Genomic DNA, 14,101 nt, shown 5'->3' on the forward strand with positions numbered 1-14,101 from the left:
TGCCTTGACCAGCGCCACCGGCCAAAACACCGGGCATGATCAGATTGTCCCAGTCCCCGACCGATCCGGCTTTCGTGCAGGACCCCTACCCTTTCTACGACCGCGCCCGCGCGCAGGCAGAGGTCTTCTGGTGGGACGACTACGGCATAGCCTGCGCGGTCTCCTACGACGCGGTGCGCGCGGCGTTGAAAGACCGCCGCATGGGGCGCGAGGCCCCGCCGGAATGTGCGCCCGCCATCCCCCCGGCCCTCGCCCCGTTCTACGCGGTCGAGGCGCATTCGATGCTGGAACTGGAACCGCCGCGCCACACCCGCCTGCGCGGACTGGTGCTGCGCGCCTTCACCAGCCGCCGGATCGCGGAACTGGCACCCGAGATCGAAAACCTGTGCCACGACCTGATCGACCGCTTCCCGGACGGCCCGTTCGACCTGCTCGCGGCCTATGCGCAGCCGGTGCCCGTGCGCATCATCGCCCGCCTGCTGGGCGTGCCGGAGGATGCGTCGGACGACCTGCTGCGTTGGTCGAACGCGATGGTCGCGATGTATCAGGCAAGCCGCACGCCGCAGATCGAGGCAGCGGCGGTGGCGGCGACGCTGGAATTCAGCAATTTCCTGACCGACTACATCGCCGAAAAGCGCAAAGCGCCCCGCGACGATCTGATCTCGACCCTGATCGCGGCGGAAGAGGACGGCGAAAAGCTGACGACAGAAGAGTTGATCACCACCTGCATCCTGCTGCTGAACGCCGGCCACGAGGCGACGGTGCATACGCTGGGCAACGGCATCAAGACGCTGCTGGACACCGGCCACCGCATGTTCGACGACACAGGCATCGAGGAAGTGTTCCGCCACGACCCGCCGCTGCATATGTTCACCCGCTGGGTCTATGAGGATGTCGAGATCGGCGGCGTCACCCTGCAACGCGGCGATCAGATCGGGTGCCTGCTGGGGGCTGCGAACCGTGATCCGGCAGCCTTTCCCGCCCCCGCGACGTTCGATCCGGCGCGGAAAGCGCGGCAAAACACCAGCTTCGGCGGCGGCATCCACTTCTGCGTCGGCGCGCCGCTGGCCCGGCTGGAGGTGAAGATCGCGCTGCAAACTCTCTTCGCCCGCTGCCCGAACCTCGCGCTGACCGAAACGCCCCGCTACGCCGACGTCTTTCATTTCCACGGGTTAGAACGCCTCATGGTCACCCGGTGATTCTGCAAAGGGTCAAGGATGCGCAGCACCGCGCAGCGGCTCGTCCTTGAGGCTTTGCAGAATCGCCACAGCACCCTTGTGATGGCGCATTTATGGCAGACCTGCCCATAAACCGCCTCTCAGCAGAAGGGGCCAAACGATCCAGGCTCACATCCTATCCGAGATGCGTCGCCTCTCCACCCGCTTCTGAAAAGAAACGCGCGGTAGCGCTCCTTTGGATCAAGCCATCACAACGGCAGGGCGACGGTGGATTTGATCTCTTCCATCGACAAGAGCGCTGTGACGTTATGCACCCGCACCTCTGAAATCAGCGCCTGATAGAAGGCGTCGTAGGCGCGGGCGTTCTTGACCCGCACTTTCAGGATATAATCGATATCGCCCGCCAGCCGGTGCGCCTCCTGCACCTCGGGGCGCGCCTTCAATGCCGCCAGAAACCGCTTCTGCCAGTCAGCTTCATGCTCGGACGTGCGGATCAGCACGAAAAAGCAGGCCTCGAACCCAAGCGCCTCGGCATCCAGCATCACCGTGTGCTGCCCGATGATGCCCGCGTCCTTCATCTTGCGGACGCGATTCCACACCGGCGTCTTCGAACTGCCTACATTTTTGGCGATTTCGTCCAGCGATTGCGCGGCATCGCGCTGCAGTTCCGAAAGGATTTTCCGGTCGGTGTCGTCGATCCGCACGTTCATTCCATTTTTCCCGTCATTGCCAAACAGAGCGTCCAAATTCGCCCGCAACTGGAACGAATGTCCTTAAGTAGCGCCGATATATCGCATGATCCAGAATAAAGTTCTATGTCTTGGCGTAACGAACAGCCCCGAGGTGCGCCATGCAACACTTTCCCATCTTCCTTGCCGTCGCCGGTCGCCGGATCGTCGTGTCGGGTGGTGGCGATGCGGCACTGGCAAAGCTGCGCCTGCTGATGAAAACTGAAGCGCGCATCACCGTGCTCGCCGAAGACGCGGCCCCCGAGATCCACCGCTGGGCCGATGCGGGCAAGCTGACGCTGCTCCCGCGCGCCATGGACACCGGCGATGCGATCTGTGCCGCGCTGTTCTACGCCGCCAACGAGGACGCAGAGGAAGACGCCCGCACCGCCGCCATCGCAAACGCCGAGGGCGCGCTGGTCAATATCGTCGATAACCTGCATGACAGCCAGTTTATCACCCCCGCCATCGTGGACCGTGATCCGGTCGTCGTGGCCATCGGAACCGAGGGTGCCGCTCCCGTGCTGGCCCGCAAGATCAAGGCCGATGTCGAGGCCGCCCTGCCCGCCTCATTGGGTCTGCTGGCGCGCATCGGCAAGACCTTCCGCCATGCAGTCGACGTGCTGCCGATGGGCGCGAAACGCCGTGCCTATTGGTCTGATTTCTATTTCAACGCAGGCCCCAAGGCCGCCGAAGCGGGCGAAGATGCGGTGATCCCCACGCTCGAAACCCTGCTGGACGATCACATCATGGCCAACGACAAGGCAGGCCATGTCGATCTGGTCGGTGCCGGCCCCGGCGACCCGGAGCTTCTGACGCTCAAGGCCCGCAACGCGCTCGACAAGGCCGACGTGGTGATTCACGATCGTCTTGTTACGCCCGAAATCCTCGAACTCGCCCGCCGCGAAGCGACAATCATCGACGCGGGCAAGGAAGGCTTCGGTGCGTCCATGGCGCAGACGGACATCGACGCGCTGATCGTGGAACATGCACGACGCGGCCTGCACGTGGTGCGCCTGAAAGCAGGCGATCCAACCGTCTTTGGTCGCTTGGACGAGGAAATCGAGGCCTGCGACGCCGCAGGCGTGTCCTGGCGCATCGTGCCGGGCATCACCGCCGCATCCGCCGCCGTGGCGGGGATTGGCCAGTCGCTCACCAAACGCGGTCGCAACTCTGCCATCCGCTATATCACCGGGCATGACACGCGCGGCTTCGCCGAGCACGACTGGCGCGCGCTGGCCGCACCCGATGAGGTCGCCGCGATCTACATGGGCAAGAAAACCGCACGCTTCATCCAGGGCCGTCTGCTGATGCACGGCGCCGACCCGGCGACACCTGTCACCGTGATTGAAAACGCCAGCCGAACCGATCAGCGCATCCTTGCGACAACGCTGGCGCAACTGGAACCGACGCTGAGCAATGCGCGCCTGACCGGCCCCGCGATCACCTTCTACGGCCTGGCCCCGCGTCACGCGCTGGCCGCCGCCGACACCCTGCCATTCAAGGAGGCCGCCCAATGAGCCGTCCGTTCACACCCAAGGTCATCACTGCCAACGCATTGCTGGAAGGCGACGCCGTCTGGTTCACCGCTAACGACACGTGGTCGCCCGATATCACCGACGCCGAAGTCCTGACCGACGAGGCGGACGCCGACCTGCGGCTGCTGCAGGCACAATCGCAGCGTGACAAAATCGCAGGTGCCTATCTGGCCGACGTGAAACCCACCGCCGACGGCCCGCAGCCCACGCATTTCCGCGAGGCGTTTCGCACGCGCGGGCCATCCAACTACCCCCACGGCAAGCAGGCAGAGGTCTAATATCATGTACAAATACAACGACTTCGACACCGCATTCATCGCCGAACGCAACGCGCAGTTCCGCGCGCAGGTGGAACGCCGCGTCGACGGATCGCTGACCGAGGACGAATTCAAGCCGCTGCGCCTGATGAACGGCCTTTATCTGCAACTGCACGCCTACATGTTGCGCGTGGCGATCCCCTACGGCACGCTGAACGGCGCGCAGATGCGCAAGCTGGCCGAGATCGCGGACCGCTGGGACAAGGGCTATGGCCATTTCACCACGCGTCAGAACATCCAGTATAACTGGCCGAAACTGCCCGACGTGCCCGATATGCTCGATGCATTGGGCGAGGTCGGGATGCACGCGATCCAGACGTCCGGCAATACGATCCGCAACGTGACCGCCGACCATTTCGCCGGGGCCGCGGCGGATGAAATCGCCGATCCGCGCGCCTATGCCGAATTGCTGCGCCAGTGGTCCACCGACCACCCGGAATTCCAGTTCCTGCCGCGAAAGTTCAAGATCGCCGTGACCGGCAGCCCCAACGACCGGGCCGTCACCCGCGCCCATGACATCGGGCTGCGCATGGTTCGCAACGACGCGGGCGAGGCCGGGTTCGAGGTGATCGTCGGCGGTGGCCTGGGCCGCACGCCGATGGTGGGCAAGGTGATCCGCGACTTCCTGCCCGTCGCCGACCTGCTGGCCTATTGCGAGGCGATCGTCAGCGTCTACAATCTGCTGGGCCGCCGCGACAACAAGTACAAGGCGCGCATCAAGATCACCGTGCACGAAAACGGGCTGGACAAGATGCTGGAGCTGGTCGAGGCCCGCTTTGCCGAGATCAGGCCGGATTTCACCGGGTTCGATCAGGACCTGCTGGCGCAAATCCAGACGCATTTCGCGCCACCTGCCTTCAAGACCGGCAGCGTGGACGGCTACGAGGCCGCGCGCCTTGCCAACCCCGCGTTCCGGTCATGGACCGATACGAACCTGACCGCGCACAAGGCGGACGGCTACGCCATCGTGTCCGTCAGCATCAAGAAGCACGGGGCGACGCCGGGTGACGCCACATCCGACCAGATGCGCACGCTGGCCGAGATTGCCGAAACCTACGGCCACGACGAGTTGCGCATCAGCCACGAGCAGAACGTGATCATCCCGCATGTGCACAAGTCTGACCTGCCCGCCGTCTATGCCGCGCTGCGCGACGCCGATCTTGCCACGGCGAATATCGGGCTGGTCAGCGACATCATCGCCTGCCCCGGCATGGATTACTGTGCGCTGGCCACGGCCCGGTCCATCCCCGTGGCGCAGGAGATCGCCACACGCTTTGACGAGCTGAAGCTGGAACACGATGTCGGTCCGCTGAAGATCAAGATCTCCGGCTGCATCAACGCCTGCGGGCATCACCATGTCGGGCATATCGGCATCCTGGGCCTTGATCGGGCGGGCGTGGAAAACTACCAGATCACGCTGGGCGGCGACGGGACCGAGGACGCGACCATCGGCGAACGCGCCGGCCCCGGTTTCGGCGCCGACGATATCGTGCCGGCCATCGAGCGGCTGGTGCTGGGCTACCTCGACCTGCGCGAGAGCGCCGACGAGACGTTCCTGCAAGCCTACCGTCGTCTGGGGGCCGCCCCGTTCAAGGACATCCTTTATCCAGAAAAGGCAGAGAAAAATGCCGCTTAAGGAAATCGCAGACCGCCAGAACCTGCTGCACCGCAAGAGCACGCCGCAGATGATCCTGTCCCACGCGCTGGAAGACGTGCGCATAGGGGATACCGCCATCGTCAGTTCCTTCGGCGCGGAAAGCGTCGTGCTGCTGCATATGGCGGCGCAGGTGAACCGCGACGTGCCGGTGATCTTTCTGGACACCGAAATGCTGTTCCCTGAGACGCTCGACTATCAGGTCGAGGTGGCTGAAACGCTGGGCCTGACCGACGTGCGCGTGATCCGGCCCGACCGGACGGATGTGCTGGTGCATGACAACGAGGGCCTGCTGCATCTGGCCGATACCGATGCCTGCTGCGCGCTGCGCAAGACCGTGCCGCTGAACCGCGCACTGTCGGGGTTCGGGTCTTGGGTGACAGGGCGCAAGCAATACCAAGGCGGCCAGCGCGCCGACCTGCCGTTTTTCGAAAAGGAAAACGGATCGATGCGGATCAAGGTGAACCCGCTGGCCAAATGGGGCCGCGCGGAAATCGCAACCTACATGGACACCCACGCCCTGCCCCGGCATCCGCTGGTGGCGCAGGGGTATCCGTCGGTCGGCTGCATGCCCTGCACCACGCGCACCAGCGACGTGCGCAACCCCCGTGCCGGGCGTTGGGAGAACAGCGGCAAAACGGAATGTGGCATCCATTTCTAATGGACCGCCAAAAGGGTGAGTATTTTTGGCAAGATAATGCTGAATGCCCCGCGAAAGGACAGAAGATGAGCGTCATCGTGAACGACACCGGCTTTGTGGCCGATGACTGGGAGTGCGGCTTTCGCGATCTGGAAACGCAGCCTGCGAACGACTGTCCGCAGGGCGTGGACCTGCAGTCAGACACAGCCCCCGACTTACTGGCCGGGCTGATGAACGTGGCGATGGTGCGGATTGATTTTCCGTCTTTCGCGGACGGGCGCGGGTTCACGCTGGCGACGCGGCTGCGTGGGCTGGGATACAAGGGCCGACTACGCGCCAAGGGGCACGTGATCGCCGATCAATACGCGATGGCGCGGCGGTCCGGGTTCGACGAGGTCGAGATTTCCGACGATCTGGCCGCGCGGCAGCCACAGGACCAATGGCTGGCCCGTGCCGACTGGTGCGCGCATGACTATCAGGCGCGCCTGCGCGGATAAGCACCCTTTCCCCCACACCGATCAACGACTAGATGGAGGGCGGCCCGCAACAGGGTCGCCGCATGACATATGACAGAGCAACGCCCCGTGAACGAGACCGCCGCCAAACCCGTCCCCACCCTGCCCGACGCGCAGGTGGTGACATCCGTGAAACACTACACCGACCGGCTGTTTTCCTTTCGGGTGACCCGGCCCGCCAGCCTGCGGTTCCGGTCGGGCGAGTTCGTGATGATCGGCCTGATGGGCGACCCGCACCCCGACACCGGCAAACAGAAACCGCTGTTGCGTGCCTATTCCATCGCATCGCCGTCCTGGGACGAGGAGCTGGAATTCTATTCGATCAAAGTGCCCGACGGCCCGTTGACCAGCAAGCTGCAGCATATCCAGCCCGGCGACGAAATCATCCTGCGGCCCAAGCCTGTCGGCACGCTGGTGCACGATGCGCTGTTGCCCGGCAAGCGGCTCTATTTCTTCGCCACCGGCACGGGCTTCGCCCCCTTCGCCAGCCTGCTGCGCGAACCGGAAACATACGAGAACTATGACGAGGTCATCATCACCCACACCGTGCGCGACGTGGACGAGCTGACCTATGGTCGAGACCTGATCGAAGATCTCAAGCGCGACGAAATGATGATCGAACTGTTGGGCGAAGAGAACCTGAACAAGATCCGCTATTACCCCACAACGACCCGCGAGCAGAGCCCGAAGATGGGCCGCATCACGACGCTGATCGAAGACGGTGAATTGTTCGCCGATCTGGGCGTTCCATCGCTTGACCCGGCCACCGACCGCGCGATGGTCTGCGGGTCGCTCGCGTTCAACCTCGACATCAAGGCGCTGATGGAAAAGGTGGGTCTGCGCGAAGGGGCGAATTCGGAACCGGGCGAATTCGTGATCGAAAAAGCCTTCGTCGGCTGACGATTCATTTCCGACCTGAAACGGAAAAGGGCCGCGTCATTGCTGACGCGGCCCATTGTTTTTCACCGGCAAACGAGGATCAGAGACCCATCGCCTCGCGCAGGCGCGTCAGCGTCGCATCGAGCAGCGCCGGGTTGTCCTTGACGGCATTCACGGCTGTTGCGAGTGCTGTCTTTTGCACCGCCGACAGGTCGGACCCCTCGATCATCGCCAAGACCTTGTCGGCATCGAAGTTTTCGGCCGTCAGCAGCTCGGCAGGTGACAGCGTCTCCGCACCGGCGTCAGCGGCTGCGTTGGCGGTATCGGCTGCGGCTTCCTCGGCTGCGGTTTCGGCAGATGCGGCTTCTTCCGCAGCGGCCTCTGCGGCGGCGGCTTCCTCAGCTGCGGCAGCAGCCGCTTCTTCGGCAGCAGCCGTCTCGGCGGCTGCTGCTTCTTCTGCGGCGGCCTCGGCGGCAGCGGCTTCCTCAGCGGCGGCAGCTTCCGCAGCAGCGGCTTCTTCGGCGGCAGCGGCAGCAGCTTCCTCAGCGGCGGCTTCGGCGGCGGCAGCTTCCTCGGCGGCTGCGGCTTCCGCTTCGGCGGCAGCTTCCGCTTCGGCGGCTTCCGTCGCAGCGGCGGCTTCCGCCTCGGCGGCAGCCGCGGCAATCTCCTCATCCGACGGACCTTCGGCTTCGGTCGTGGCATCCGCCGCTTCGGTCGCCGGCGCATCGTCGCTCAACTCGACGTCGGACGTCGCGTCGTTGGTGTTGTCGGCTTCGAGCGTATCGGCATCGTCAAGGGCAGCGGCGGCATCCGACGCCGCGTCCTCGGCGGCCTGTGCCGCATCGTCGAGCGCCACTTCCGCGTCGGCGGCGGCGTCTGCGGTGGCTTCGGCGGCGTCATCGACCGCATCCGCCGTCGCATCGGCAGCATCGCTGGCGGTATCGGCGGCATCAGCGCCCATTTGCTCGGCTGCGCCGGTCAGCACACCGACCGCCTCGGCCGGGGCGCGATCGTTGACCGCCCACTGGTAACCGAAAAAGCCGAGAATCGCGGCGACAACGACAATGATAAGTGCTCTCATGGGAATAATCCTTTCAAATCCTGACAGGCAGCAGCCCGGTGCGGGCCTTGCACGTCATATGGCAGAACGCGCGGCAGAGGAAAAGTATCCACACGGGGGGAAAATTGCCAGCCTCACCCCTTTTTCAGGCGCGTTTGCGGGTTGAAGACGCCCTGTCGCGGCTCTACCTTGCGCCAACACCCTGCTGAACCATCAAAGGATAAGTATCATAGGACGCAGACCACACAACGCGCCACCACAGCGCGACACAGGCCCCCGCATCAACGAGCGGATCAGGGTCGCGGAAATTCGCCTCATCGGGGCGGACGGCGAAAACGTCGGCGTCGTGACGCCCGAACGTGCGCTGGCCATGGCAGAGGACGCCGGACTCGACCTCGTTGAAATCTCGCCCAACGCCTCGCCGCCGGTCTGCAAGATCATGGACTTCGGGAAATTCAAATACGAGACCCAGAAGAAAGAGGCCGAGGCCCGCAAGAAGCAAAAGACCATCGAGATCAAGGAAGTGAAGTTCCGCCCCAATACGGACAGCCACGACTATGACGTGAAGATGCGCAACGTCTTCCGGTTTCTCGAAGGCGGCGACAAGGTGAAGATCACCCTGCGCTTCCGTGGTCGCGAAATGGCGCACCAGCAGCTGGGCCGTGAATTGCTCGAACGCGTGGCCGAGGACACCAAGGAACACGGCAAGGTCGAGAACTTTCCGAAGATGGAAGGCCGTCAAATGGTCATGCTGATCGGGCCACTCTCGAAGTAGGTCCATTTTGCCAGCGGCGCCATTGCCCCATCTTTAGCACAAGAAGCGCCCCGGCGATCGGGCGCTTTTTTTACGTCGGTAAAAGGCGGTCTCACACGGGACCAGGGACAAAACCGTTTGGCCCCGATGCTCTGGCCGATATTTCTGTGGGACGTTCGCGCGTAAAGTGCAATGGTATGCATCTGTCGTGATCTACGCAGGTCTCGCACCATCCAAAAAAGGACTCGTATATCATGCCCGCCTATTTCGACGAATCGTCCTGCGATCCGGCGGCTTTCGCCACGCTGTGCGAAAACACCGCCCCGACCGCGACGCCCCATGCGATGAAGACGATGCACGCTGTCCCGATCTACGACATGCCCGCCTTGCAGGAGACACTGACCGGGACTGATCGCCCCGCCGTGCTGGCGGAATGGGCACGGGTGATGCGCGATGGCGCGGGTGCCATCGTGCTCAGGCGGGCCTTCACCGATCATACCGCCATCGACGCCGCGACCGCGATCTACACCGATATGATCGCGCGGGAAAAAGCGGAGGGCGCGGGTAAGGCCGATCACTTTTCCAAAGGCACGAACGATCGTGTCTGGAACGCGCTCCAGAAGCTGTGTCAGGCGGCCCCTGATGTATTCGCCCGCTACTTTGGCAACACCGCCCTGCAAGCCGCATCGGAAGCGTGGCTGGGACCGAACTATCAAATGACGGCCCAGATCAATCTGGTCTACCCGGGCGGAGCCGCACAGACCTGTCACCGTGACTATCATCTGGGGTTTCAGACGAACGCCGTCTCTGCCGCCTATCCGGCCCATGTGCACGATCTGTCGCCAGTGCTGACGTTGCAGGGTGCAGTGGCGCATTGCGACATGCCAGTTGAAAGCGGACCGACGAAACTTTTGCCGTTCTCCCAGCTCTACCGCCCCGGTTATCAGGCCTATCGCCTGCCCGCGTTTCAAAGCTATTTCGAAGACCACCATATCCAACTGCCGCTGGAAAAAGGCGACGCCCTGTTCTTCAATCCTGCATTGTTTCACGCAGCCGGCGAAAACCGCACGACGGACATCGACCGCATGGCGAACCTGTTGCAGGTCTCGTCCGCATTTGGCCGCGCGCTGGAAAATGTGGACCGGCTGGCGATGTGCAAGGCGCTATATCCCGTGTTGCGTATAACGGACTTTGCAGCACCCGACACTGCCGCCGCGATTGCCGCCTGCGCCGAAGGATACTCTTTTCCTACGAACCTCGACACCGATCCGCCGGTCGGCGGTCTGGCCCCGCCGTCACAGGCCGATCTGATGCGACAGGCCTTGTCGGAGGGGTGGGAGGCGGCGGCGTTTTCCGACGCGCTGGATGCACAGGCCCGACGGCAGCGCGCCTGATACCGCTCGCGGGAACTGGATTTTGTACGCTGACGCATTCAGGCGGTCGATGCCGTACGCCGACGATCTGCTCTTGATGGTCGAAAGCCCGCCACCTGACGGTCTTCGTGGCCGAGCAACCGCCGATTATGATCAGTTGCGTCAGTAGGCCAGTTTTACACGATCCCGGCACAGTCCGCGAGAACGATCTGGGTCCGCCCACTGGCGAACCCTTCCATAGCGGTGGTTTATGTCGCTGCGGTCACCGCGCGCCCGGTCATCACCTTCACCAGATGCGCGCGATAATCGGCAGAGCCGTGCAGATCCGCGATCATGTTGGTGGAGGACACGGTCAGCCCGTCAAGCGCGTCGGCGCTGAAATTACCCGACAGCGCCTCTTCGGCCTCGGACCAGCGGAATACGCCGTCCTCTGACGCCCCGGTGACACCGACCCGCACGCCATCGGCATATTTGGCGACGAAAACCCCGACCAGCGCAAAGCGCGAGGCCGGCTGCACGAATTTCTGGTAGTTGGAACATTCCGGCACGGGGAAACGGACCTCAGTGATGATCTCGCCTTCCTCCAGCGCGGTCGTGAACATGCCCTGAAAGAAATCATCCGCCGCGATTTCGCGATTATTCGTCACGACCGTTCCGCCTGAGGCGAGAAGCGCCGCCGGGTAACAGGCCGACGGGTCGTTGTTGGCCAGCGAACCGCCCATGGTGCCGCGGTTGCGCACCGCCGGACAGCCGATGTGGCGCGCCATTTCGGACAGGCCCGGATAGCTGTCGGCGCATTCCTTCATCACCGTGTAATGCGTGGTGCCGCCGCCGATACAGACCGCCCCGTCGTCGGTCTTGCACACGCCCTTTATCTCGGGGATCGCCGTCAGGCTGACCAGCGACGACGGCATCGCGAGCCGCGCCTTCAGCGTCGGGATCAGGGTCTGCCCGCCGCCCAGCGCCTGCGCGTCCTCGGATTTCAGCGCGGCGACGGCATCGGCGATAGTGGTCGGCCGCTCGATTTCAAATGCATACATATGCGGTCTCCTTCAGCTTGCGTTCATAGCCTGCCAGACGCGGTTCGGCGTCAGCGGCATGTCGATATGGGTGATGTTCCTGCCGCCCGATTGCAGCGCGTCGATCACGGCGTTCACGATGGTCGGCGGCGATCCGATGGCCCCAGCCTCGCCGCAGCCCTTCACGCCCAGCGGGTTGTGGGTGCAAGGCGTGGCGCACGAATGGTCGACCGTGTAACAGGGCAGATCGTCAGCGCGCGGCATGCAGTAATCCATGTAGGACGCCGAGGTGAGCTGACCGTTCTCGTCGTACGTCGTCTCCTCGAACACCGCCTGCCCGATCCCTTGTGCCAGACCGCCGTGCACCTGACCCGTGACGATCATCGGGTTGATGACGTTGCCGAAGTCGTCGACGGCGGTAAACCGGTCGATGGTGACCTTGCCGGTCTCCGGGTCGACCTCCACCTCGCAGGTATAGGCACCCGAGGGATAGGTGAAGTTCGCCGGATCGTAGAACGCCGTTTCTTCCAGCCCCGGTTCCACCGTTTCCAGCGGGAAGTCGTGCGGCACGTAGGCCTTGAACGCGACCTCGCCGAAGCTGACCGATTTGTCGGTGCCCGCGACGCTGAAATTGCCGTCTTCGAAGCTGATGTCGCCTTCCGCCGCTTCCAGCATGTGTGCTGCGATCTTCTTGGCCTTGGCGATCACCTTCTCGGTGGCCCGCACCACGGCGGACCCGCAGACGGCCAGCGAGCGGGACCCGTAAGACCCCATGCCGAAAGGGATTTTCGACGTATCACCATGCACGATGTCGATGGAGCTTGCGTCGATGCCCAGCATATCGGCCACGACCTGCGGAAAGGCCGTCTCGTGCCCCTGCCCGTGGCTGTGCGCGCCAACCATGACCGACAGTGTGCCGGTCGCGTTCACCCGCACGGTGGCCGCATCATAAAGCCCGACGCGAGAGCCGAGGATACCGACAAGGTTCGATGGCGCGATGCCGCAGGCCTCGATATAGGTGTTCACGCCGCGCCCGCGCAGCAGGCCCTTGGCCTCGCTTTCCTTGCGGCGGGCAGCGAAACCGGCCCCGTCGGAGATCTCGTCCATCTTGTCGACCAGCGCGTCATAGTTTCCGGTGTCGTATTCCAGCCCGGCGGCGCTGGCGTAGGGGTATTGGTCGGGCTTGATGAAATTCTTGCGCCGCATCTCCATCGGGTCGACCCCAAGCTCGCGCGCAGCCTTGTCGATCACCCGCTCCAGCGAATAGGTCGCCTCGGGCCGCCCCGCCCCACGATAGGCATCCACCGGTGCCGTGTTGGTGAACACAGCCTTCACGTTCACATAGACGTTCGGCACGGTGTAATTGCCCGCCATCAAGGTGCCATGCAAAAACGTGGGCGTGGCGGTCGAAAAGTTCGATAAATACGCACCGACGTTCGCCATGGTTTCCGTGCGGAAGGCGATAAAGGTGCCATCCCTTTCACAGGCCAGTTCGATCTTCGTGACGTGGTCGCGACCATGGGCATCGGTCAGGAACGCCTCGCCGCGTGTCGCAGTCCAGCGCACCGGGCGGCCCAGCTTCTTGGCGGCGGCCAGCACCAGCGCCTCTTCGCCGTAGTGATATATCTTCGACCCGAACCCCCCGCCCACATCGGGTGCGATCACCGTCAGCTTGTTCTCGGGGATGCCCATGACGAAGGCGCAGATCAGCAGCCGCGTCAGATGCGGGTTCTGCGAGGTGGTGTAGAGTTTGTATTCATCGGTGCCGGGATCGTAGATGCCGGTCGATGCGCGCGGTTCCATCGCGTTGGGGACCAGCCGGTTGTTGACCAGTTCCAGCGTCGTGACATGCGGCGCGTTCTTGATCGCCTCGTCCGTCGCGGCCCGATTGTCCTCGATCCAGCCCCAGTCGAAACATTGGTTCGTTTCAATCTCGTCGTGCACGAAACTATCGCCTTTCAGCGCCTCGGCCATATCCACGATGGCGGGCAGTTCCTTGATGTCAGCCTCGATCGCCTCTGCTGCGTCGCGGGCCTGCTCGGCGGTTTCGGCGATGACCGCGGCATAGGCATCGCCCACGTGACGCACCTTGCCATGCGCCAGCACCGGGCGCTTCGGCTCTTTCATCGGTTCGCCATCGCGCGAATTGATCAGCCAGCCGGCGGGATTGCCACCGACCTCCGCGAAATCCGCGCCAGTAAAGACGGCCAGCACACCCGGCATCTTCTCCGCCGCGCTGGCGTCAATCGACACGATTTCGCCATGCGCCACGTTGGAGCGCACGAAACAGGCATGCACCTGCCCCGCGATCTGAATATCGTCGGTGTATTTGCCCCGCCCCGTGAGAAAGCGGACGTCTTCGCGGCGCTTGGTGTCGGCGCCAATTCCATCATGATCCTTGGGCATTCGGTCGGTTCCTCCAGATATATGCGGCCGCCGCCCCTCC

Annotated in this window: 13 protein-coding genes; 9 read left to right on the forward strand and 4 right to left on the reverse strand. The window is 63.5% G+C overall.

The annotated features are described in order from the left end of the window. The first annotated feature begins 35 nt into the window (after positions 1-35). Complete coding sequence (locus tag AC04PH_RS11245) at positions 36-1,199, forward strand: cytochrome P450 (RefSeq protein WP_483065826.1); 1,164 nt, start codon at positions 36-38, stop codon at positions 1,197-1,199. A 227-nt stretch (positions 1,200-1,426) separates the two neighbouring features. On the opposite strand, the gene AC04PH_RS11250 is transcribed toward AC04PH_RS11245, so the two are convergent. Then, entirely contained in the window at positions 1,427-1,888 is a 462-nt protein-coding gene (locus AC04PH_RS11250; RefSeq protein WP_483065827.1) for an Lrp/AsnC family transcriptional regulator, read from the reverse strand. 140 nt (positions 1,889-2,028) lie between these two features. On the opposite strand from AC04PH_RS11250, the gene cysG reads away from it, so the two are divergent. The 6 genes from cysG to AC04PH_RS11280 all read left to right on the forward strand — a co-directional run bounded on the left by cysG (position 2,029) and on the right by AC04PH_RS11280 (position 7,470). Continuing rightward, positions 2,029-3,426, forward strand: a complete 1,398-nt coding sequence (gene cysG, locus AC04PH_RS11255; protein ID WP_483065828.1) for a siroheme synthase CysG — start codon at positions 2,029-2,031, stop codon at positions 3,424-3,426. Then, positions 3,423-3,722, forward strand: coding sequence for a DUF2849 domain-containing protein (locus tag AC04PH_RS11260; RefSeq protein WP_483065829.1), 300 nt, complete (start codon positions 3,423-3,425; stop codon positions 3,720-3,722). The genes cysG and AC04PH_RS11260 overlap by 4 nt, the downstream gene beginning before the upstream one ends. Positions 3,723-3,726: 4 nt before the next feature. After that, on the forward strand, positions 3,727-5,397 hold the full coding sequence (locus AC04PH_RS11265; RefSeq protein ID WP_483065830.1) for a nitrite/sulfite reductase: 1,671 nt from the start codon (positions 3,727-3,729) through the stop codon (positions 5,395-5,397). Next, entirely contained in the window at positions 5,387-6,076 is a 690-nt protein-coding gene (locus AC04PH_RS11270) for a phosphoadenylyl-sulfate reductase (RefSeq protein WP_483065831.1), read from the forward strand. Before AC04PH_RS11265 ends, AC04PH_RS11270 begins: the two co-directional genes overlap by 11 nt. Before the next feature lie 65 nt (positions 6,077-6,141). Then, entirely contained in the window at positions 6,142-6,552 is a 411-nt protein-coding gene (locus tag AC04PH_RS11275) for a DUF934 domain-containing protein (protein WP_483065832.1), read from the forward strand. A gap of 69 nt (positions 6,553-6,621) precedes the next feature. Beyond that, entirely contained in the window at positions 6,622-7,470 is an 849-nt protein-coding gene (locus AC04PH_RS11280; RefSeq protein ID WP_483065833.1) for a ferredoxin--NADP reductase, read from the forward strand. A 79-nt stretch (positions 7,471-7,549) separates the two neighbouring features. On the opposite strand, the gene AC04PH_RS11285 is transcribed toward AC04PH_RS11280, so the two are convergent. Next, positions 7,550-8,530: a hypothetical protein gene (locus AC04PH_RS11285; RefSeq protein WP_483065834.1), complete on the reverse strand. Its 981-nt coding sequence runs from the start codon at positions 8,528-8,530 to the stop codon at positions 7,550-7,552. Positions 8,531-8,789: 259 nt separating this feature from the next. On the opposite strand from AC04PH_RS11285, the gene infC reads away from it, so the two are divergent. Both infC and AC04PH_RS11295 read left to right on the forward strand, forming a co-directional pair. Continuing rightward, entirely contained in the window at positions 8,790-9,284 is a 495-nt protein-coding gene (gene infC, locus AC04PH_RS11290) for a translation initiation factor IF-3 (RefSeq protein WP_483066188.1), read from the forward strand. A gap of 233 nt (positions 9,285-9,517) precedes the next feature. Further along, positions 9,518-10,657: a phytanoyl-CoA dioxygenase family protein gene (locus tag AC04PH_RS11295; protein ID WP_483065835.1), complete on the forward strand. Its 1,140-nt coding sequence runs from the start codon at positions 9,518-9,520 to the stop codon at positions 10,655-10,657. Between the two features lie 227 nt (positions 10,658-10,884). On the opposite strand, the gene AC04PH_RS11300 is transcribed toward AC04PH_RS11295, so the two are convergent. After that, positions 10,885-11,676, reverse strand: a complete 792-nt coding sequence (locus AC04PH_RS11300) for an FAD binding domain-containing protein (protein WP_483065836.1) — start codon at positions 11,674-11,676, stop codon at positions 10,885-10,887. A 12-nt stretch (positions 11,677-11,688) separates the two neighbouring features. Further along, on the reverse strand, positions 11,689-14,061 hold the full coding sequence (locus AC04PH_RS11305; RefSeq protein WP_483065837.1) for a xanthine dehydrogenase family protein molybdopterin-binding subunit: 2,373 nt from the start codon (positions 14,059-14,061) through the stop codon (positions 11,689-11,691). Positions 14,062-14,101: the final 40 nt, after the last annotated feature.

It is taken from the genome of Yoonia sp. KMU-150 (assembly GCF_056858355.1).

Excerpts from the sequence above, each read along its gene's own strand:
- AC04PH_RS11265 (WP_483065830.1), top strand. The coding sequence starts at position 3,727 with ATGTACAAATACAACGACTTCGACACCGCATTCATCGCCGAACGCAAC.
- AC04PH_RS11280 (WP_483065833.1), top strand. The coding sequence starts at position 6,622 with ATGACAGAGCAACGCCCCGTGAACGAGACCGCCGCCAAACCCGTCCCC.
- AC04PH_RS11245 (WP_483065826.1), top strand. The coding sequence starts at position 36 with ATGATCAGATTGTCCCAGTCCCCGACCGATCCGGCTTTCGTGCAGGAC.
- AC04PH_RS11305 (WP_483065837.1), bottom strand. The coding sequence starts at position 14,061 with ATGCCCAAGGATCATGATGGAATTGGCGCCGACACCAAGCGCCGCGAA.
- AC04PH_RS11270 (WP_483065831.1), top strand. The coding sequence starts at position 5,387 with ATGCCGCTTAAGGAAATCGCAGACCGCCAGAACCTGCTGCACCGCAAG.
- cysG (WP_483065828.1), top strand. The coding sequence starts at position 2,029 with ATGCAACACTTTCCCATCTTCCTTGCCGTCGCCGGTCGCCGGATCGTC.
- AC04PH_RS11295 (WP_483065835.1), top strand. The coding sequence starts at position 9,518 with ATGCCCGCCTATTTCGACGAATCGTCCTGCGATCCGGCGGCTTTCGCC.
- AC04PH_RS11275 (WP_483065832.1), top strand. The coding sequence starts at position 6,142 with ATGAGCGTCATCGTGAACGACACCGGCTTTGTGGCCGATGACTGGGAG.
- AC04PH_RS11285 (WP_483065834.1), bottom strand. The coding sequence starts at position 8,530 with ATGAGAGCACTTATCATTGTCGTTGTCGCCGCGATTCTCGGCTTTTTC.
- AC04PH_RS11250 (WP_483065827.1), bottom strand. The coding sequence starts at position 1,888 with ATGAACGTGCGGATCGACGACACCGACCGGAAAATCCTTTCGGAACTG.
- AC04PH_RS11260 (WP_483065829.1), top strand. The coding sequence starts at position 3,423 with ATGAGCCGTCCGTTCACACCCAAGGTCATCACTGCCAACGCATTGCTG.
- AC04PH_RS11300 (WP_483065836.1), bottom strand. The coding sequence starts at position 11,676 with ATGTATGCATTTGAAATCGAGCGGCCGACCACTATCGCCGATGCCGTC.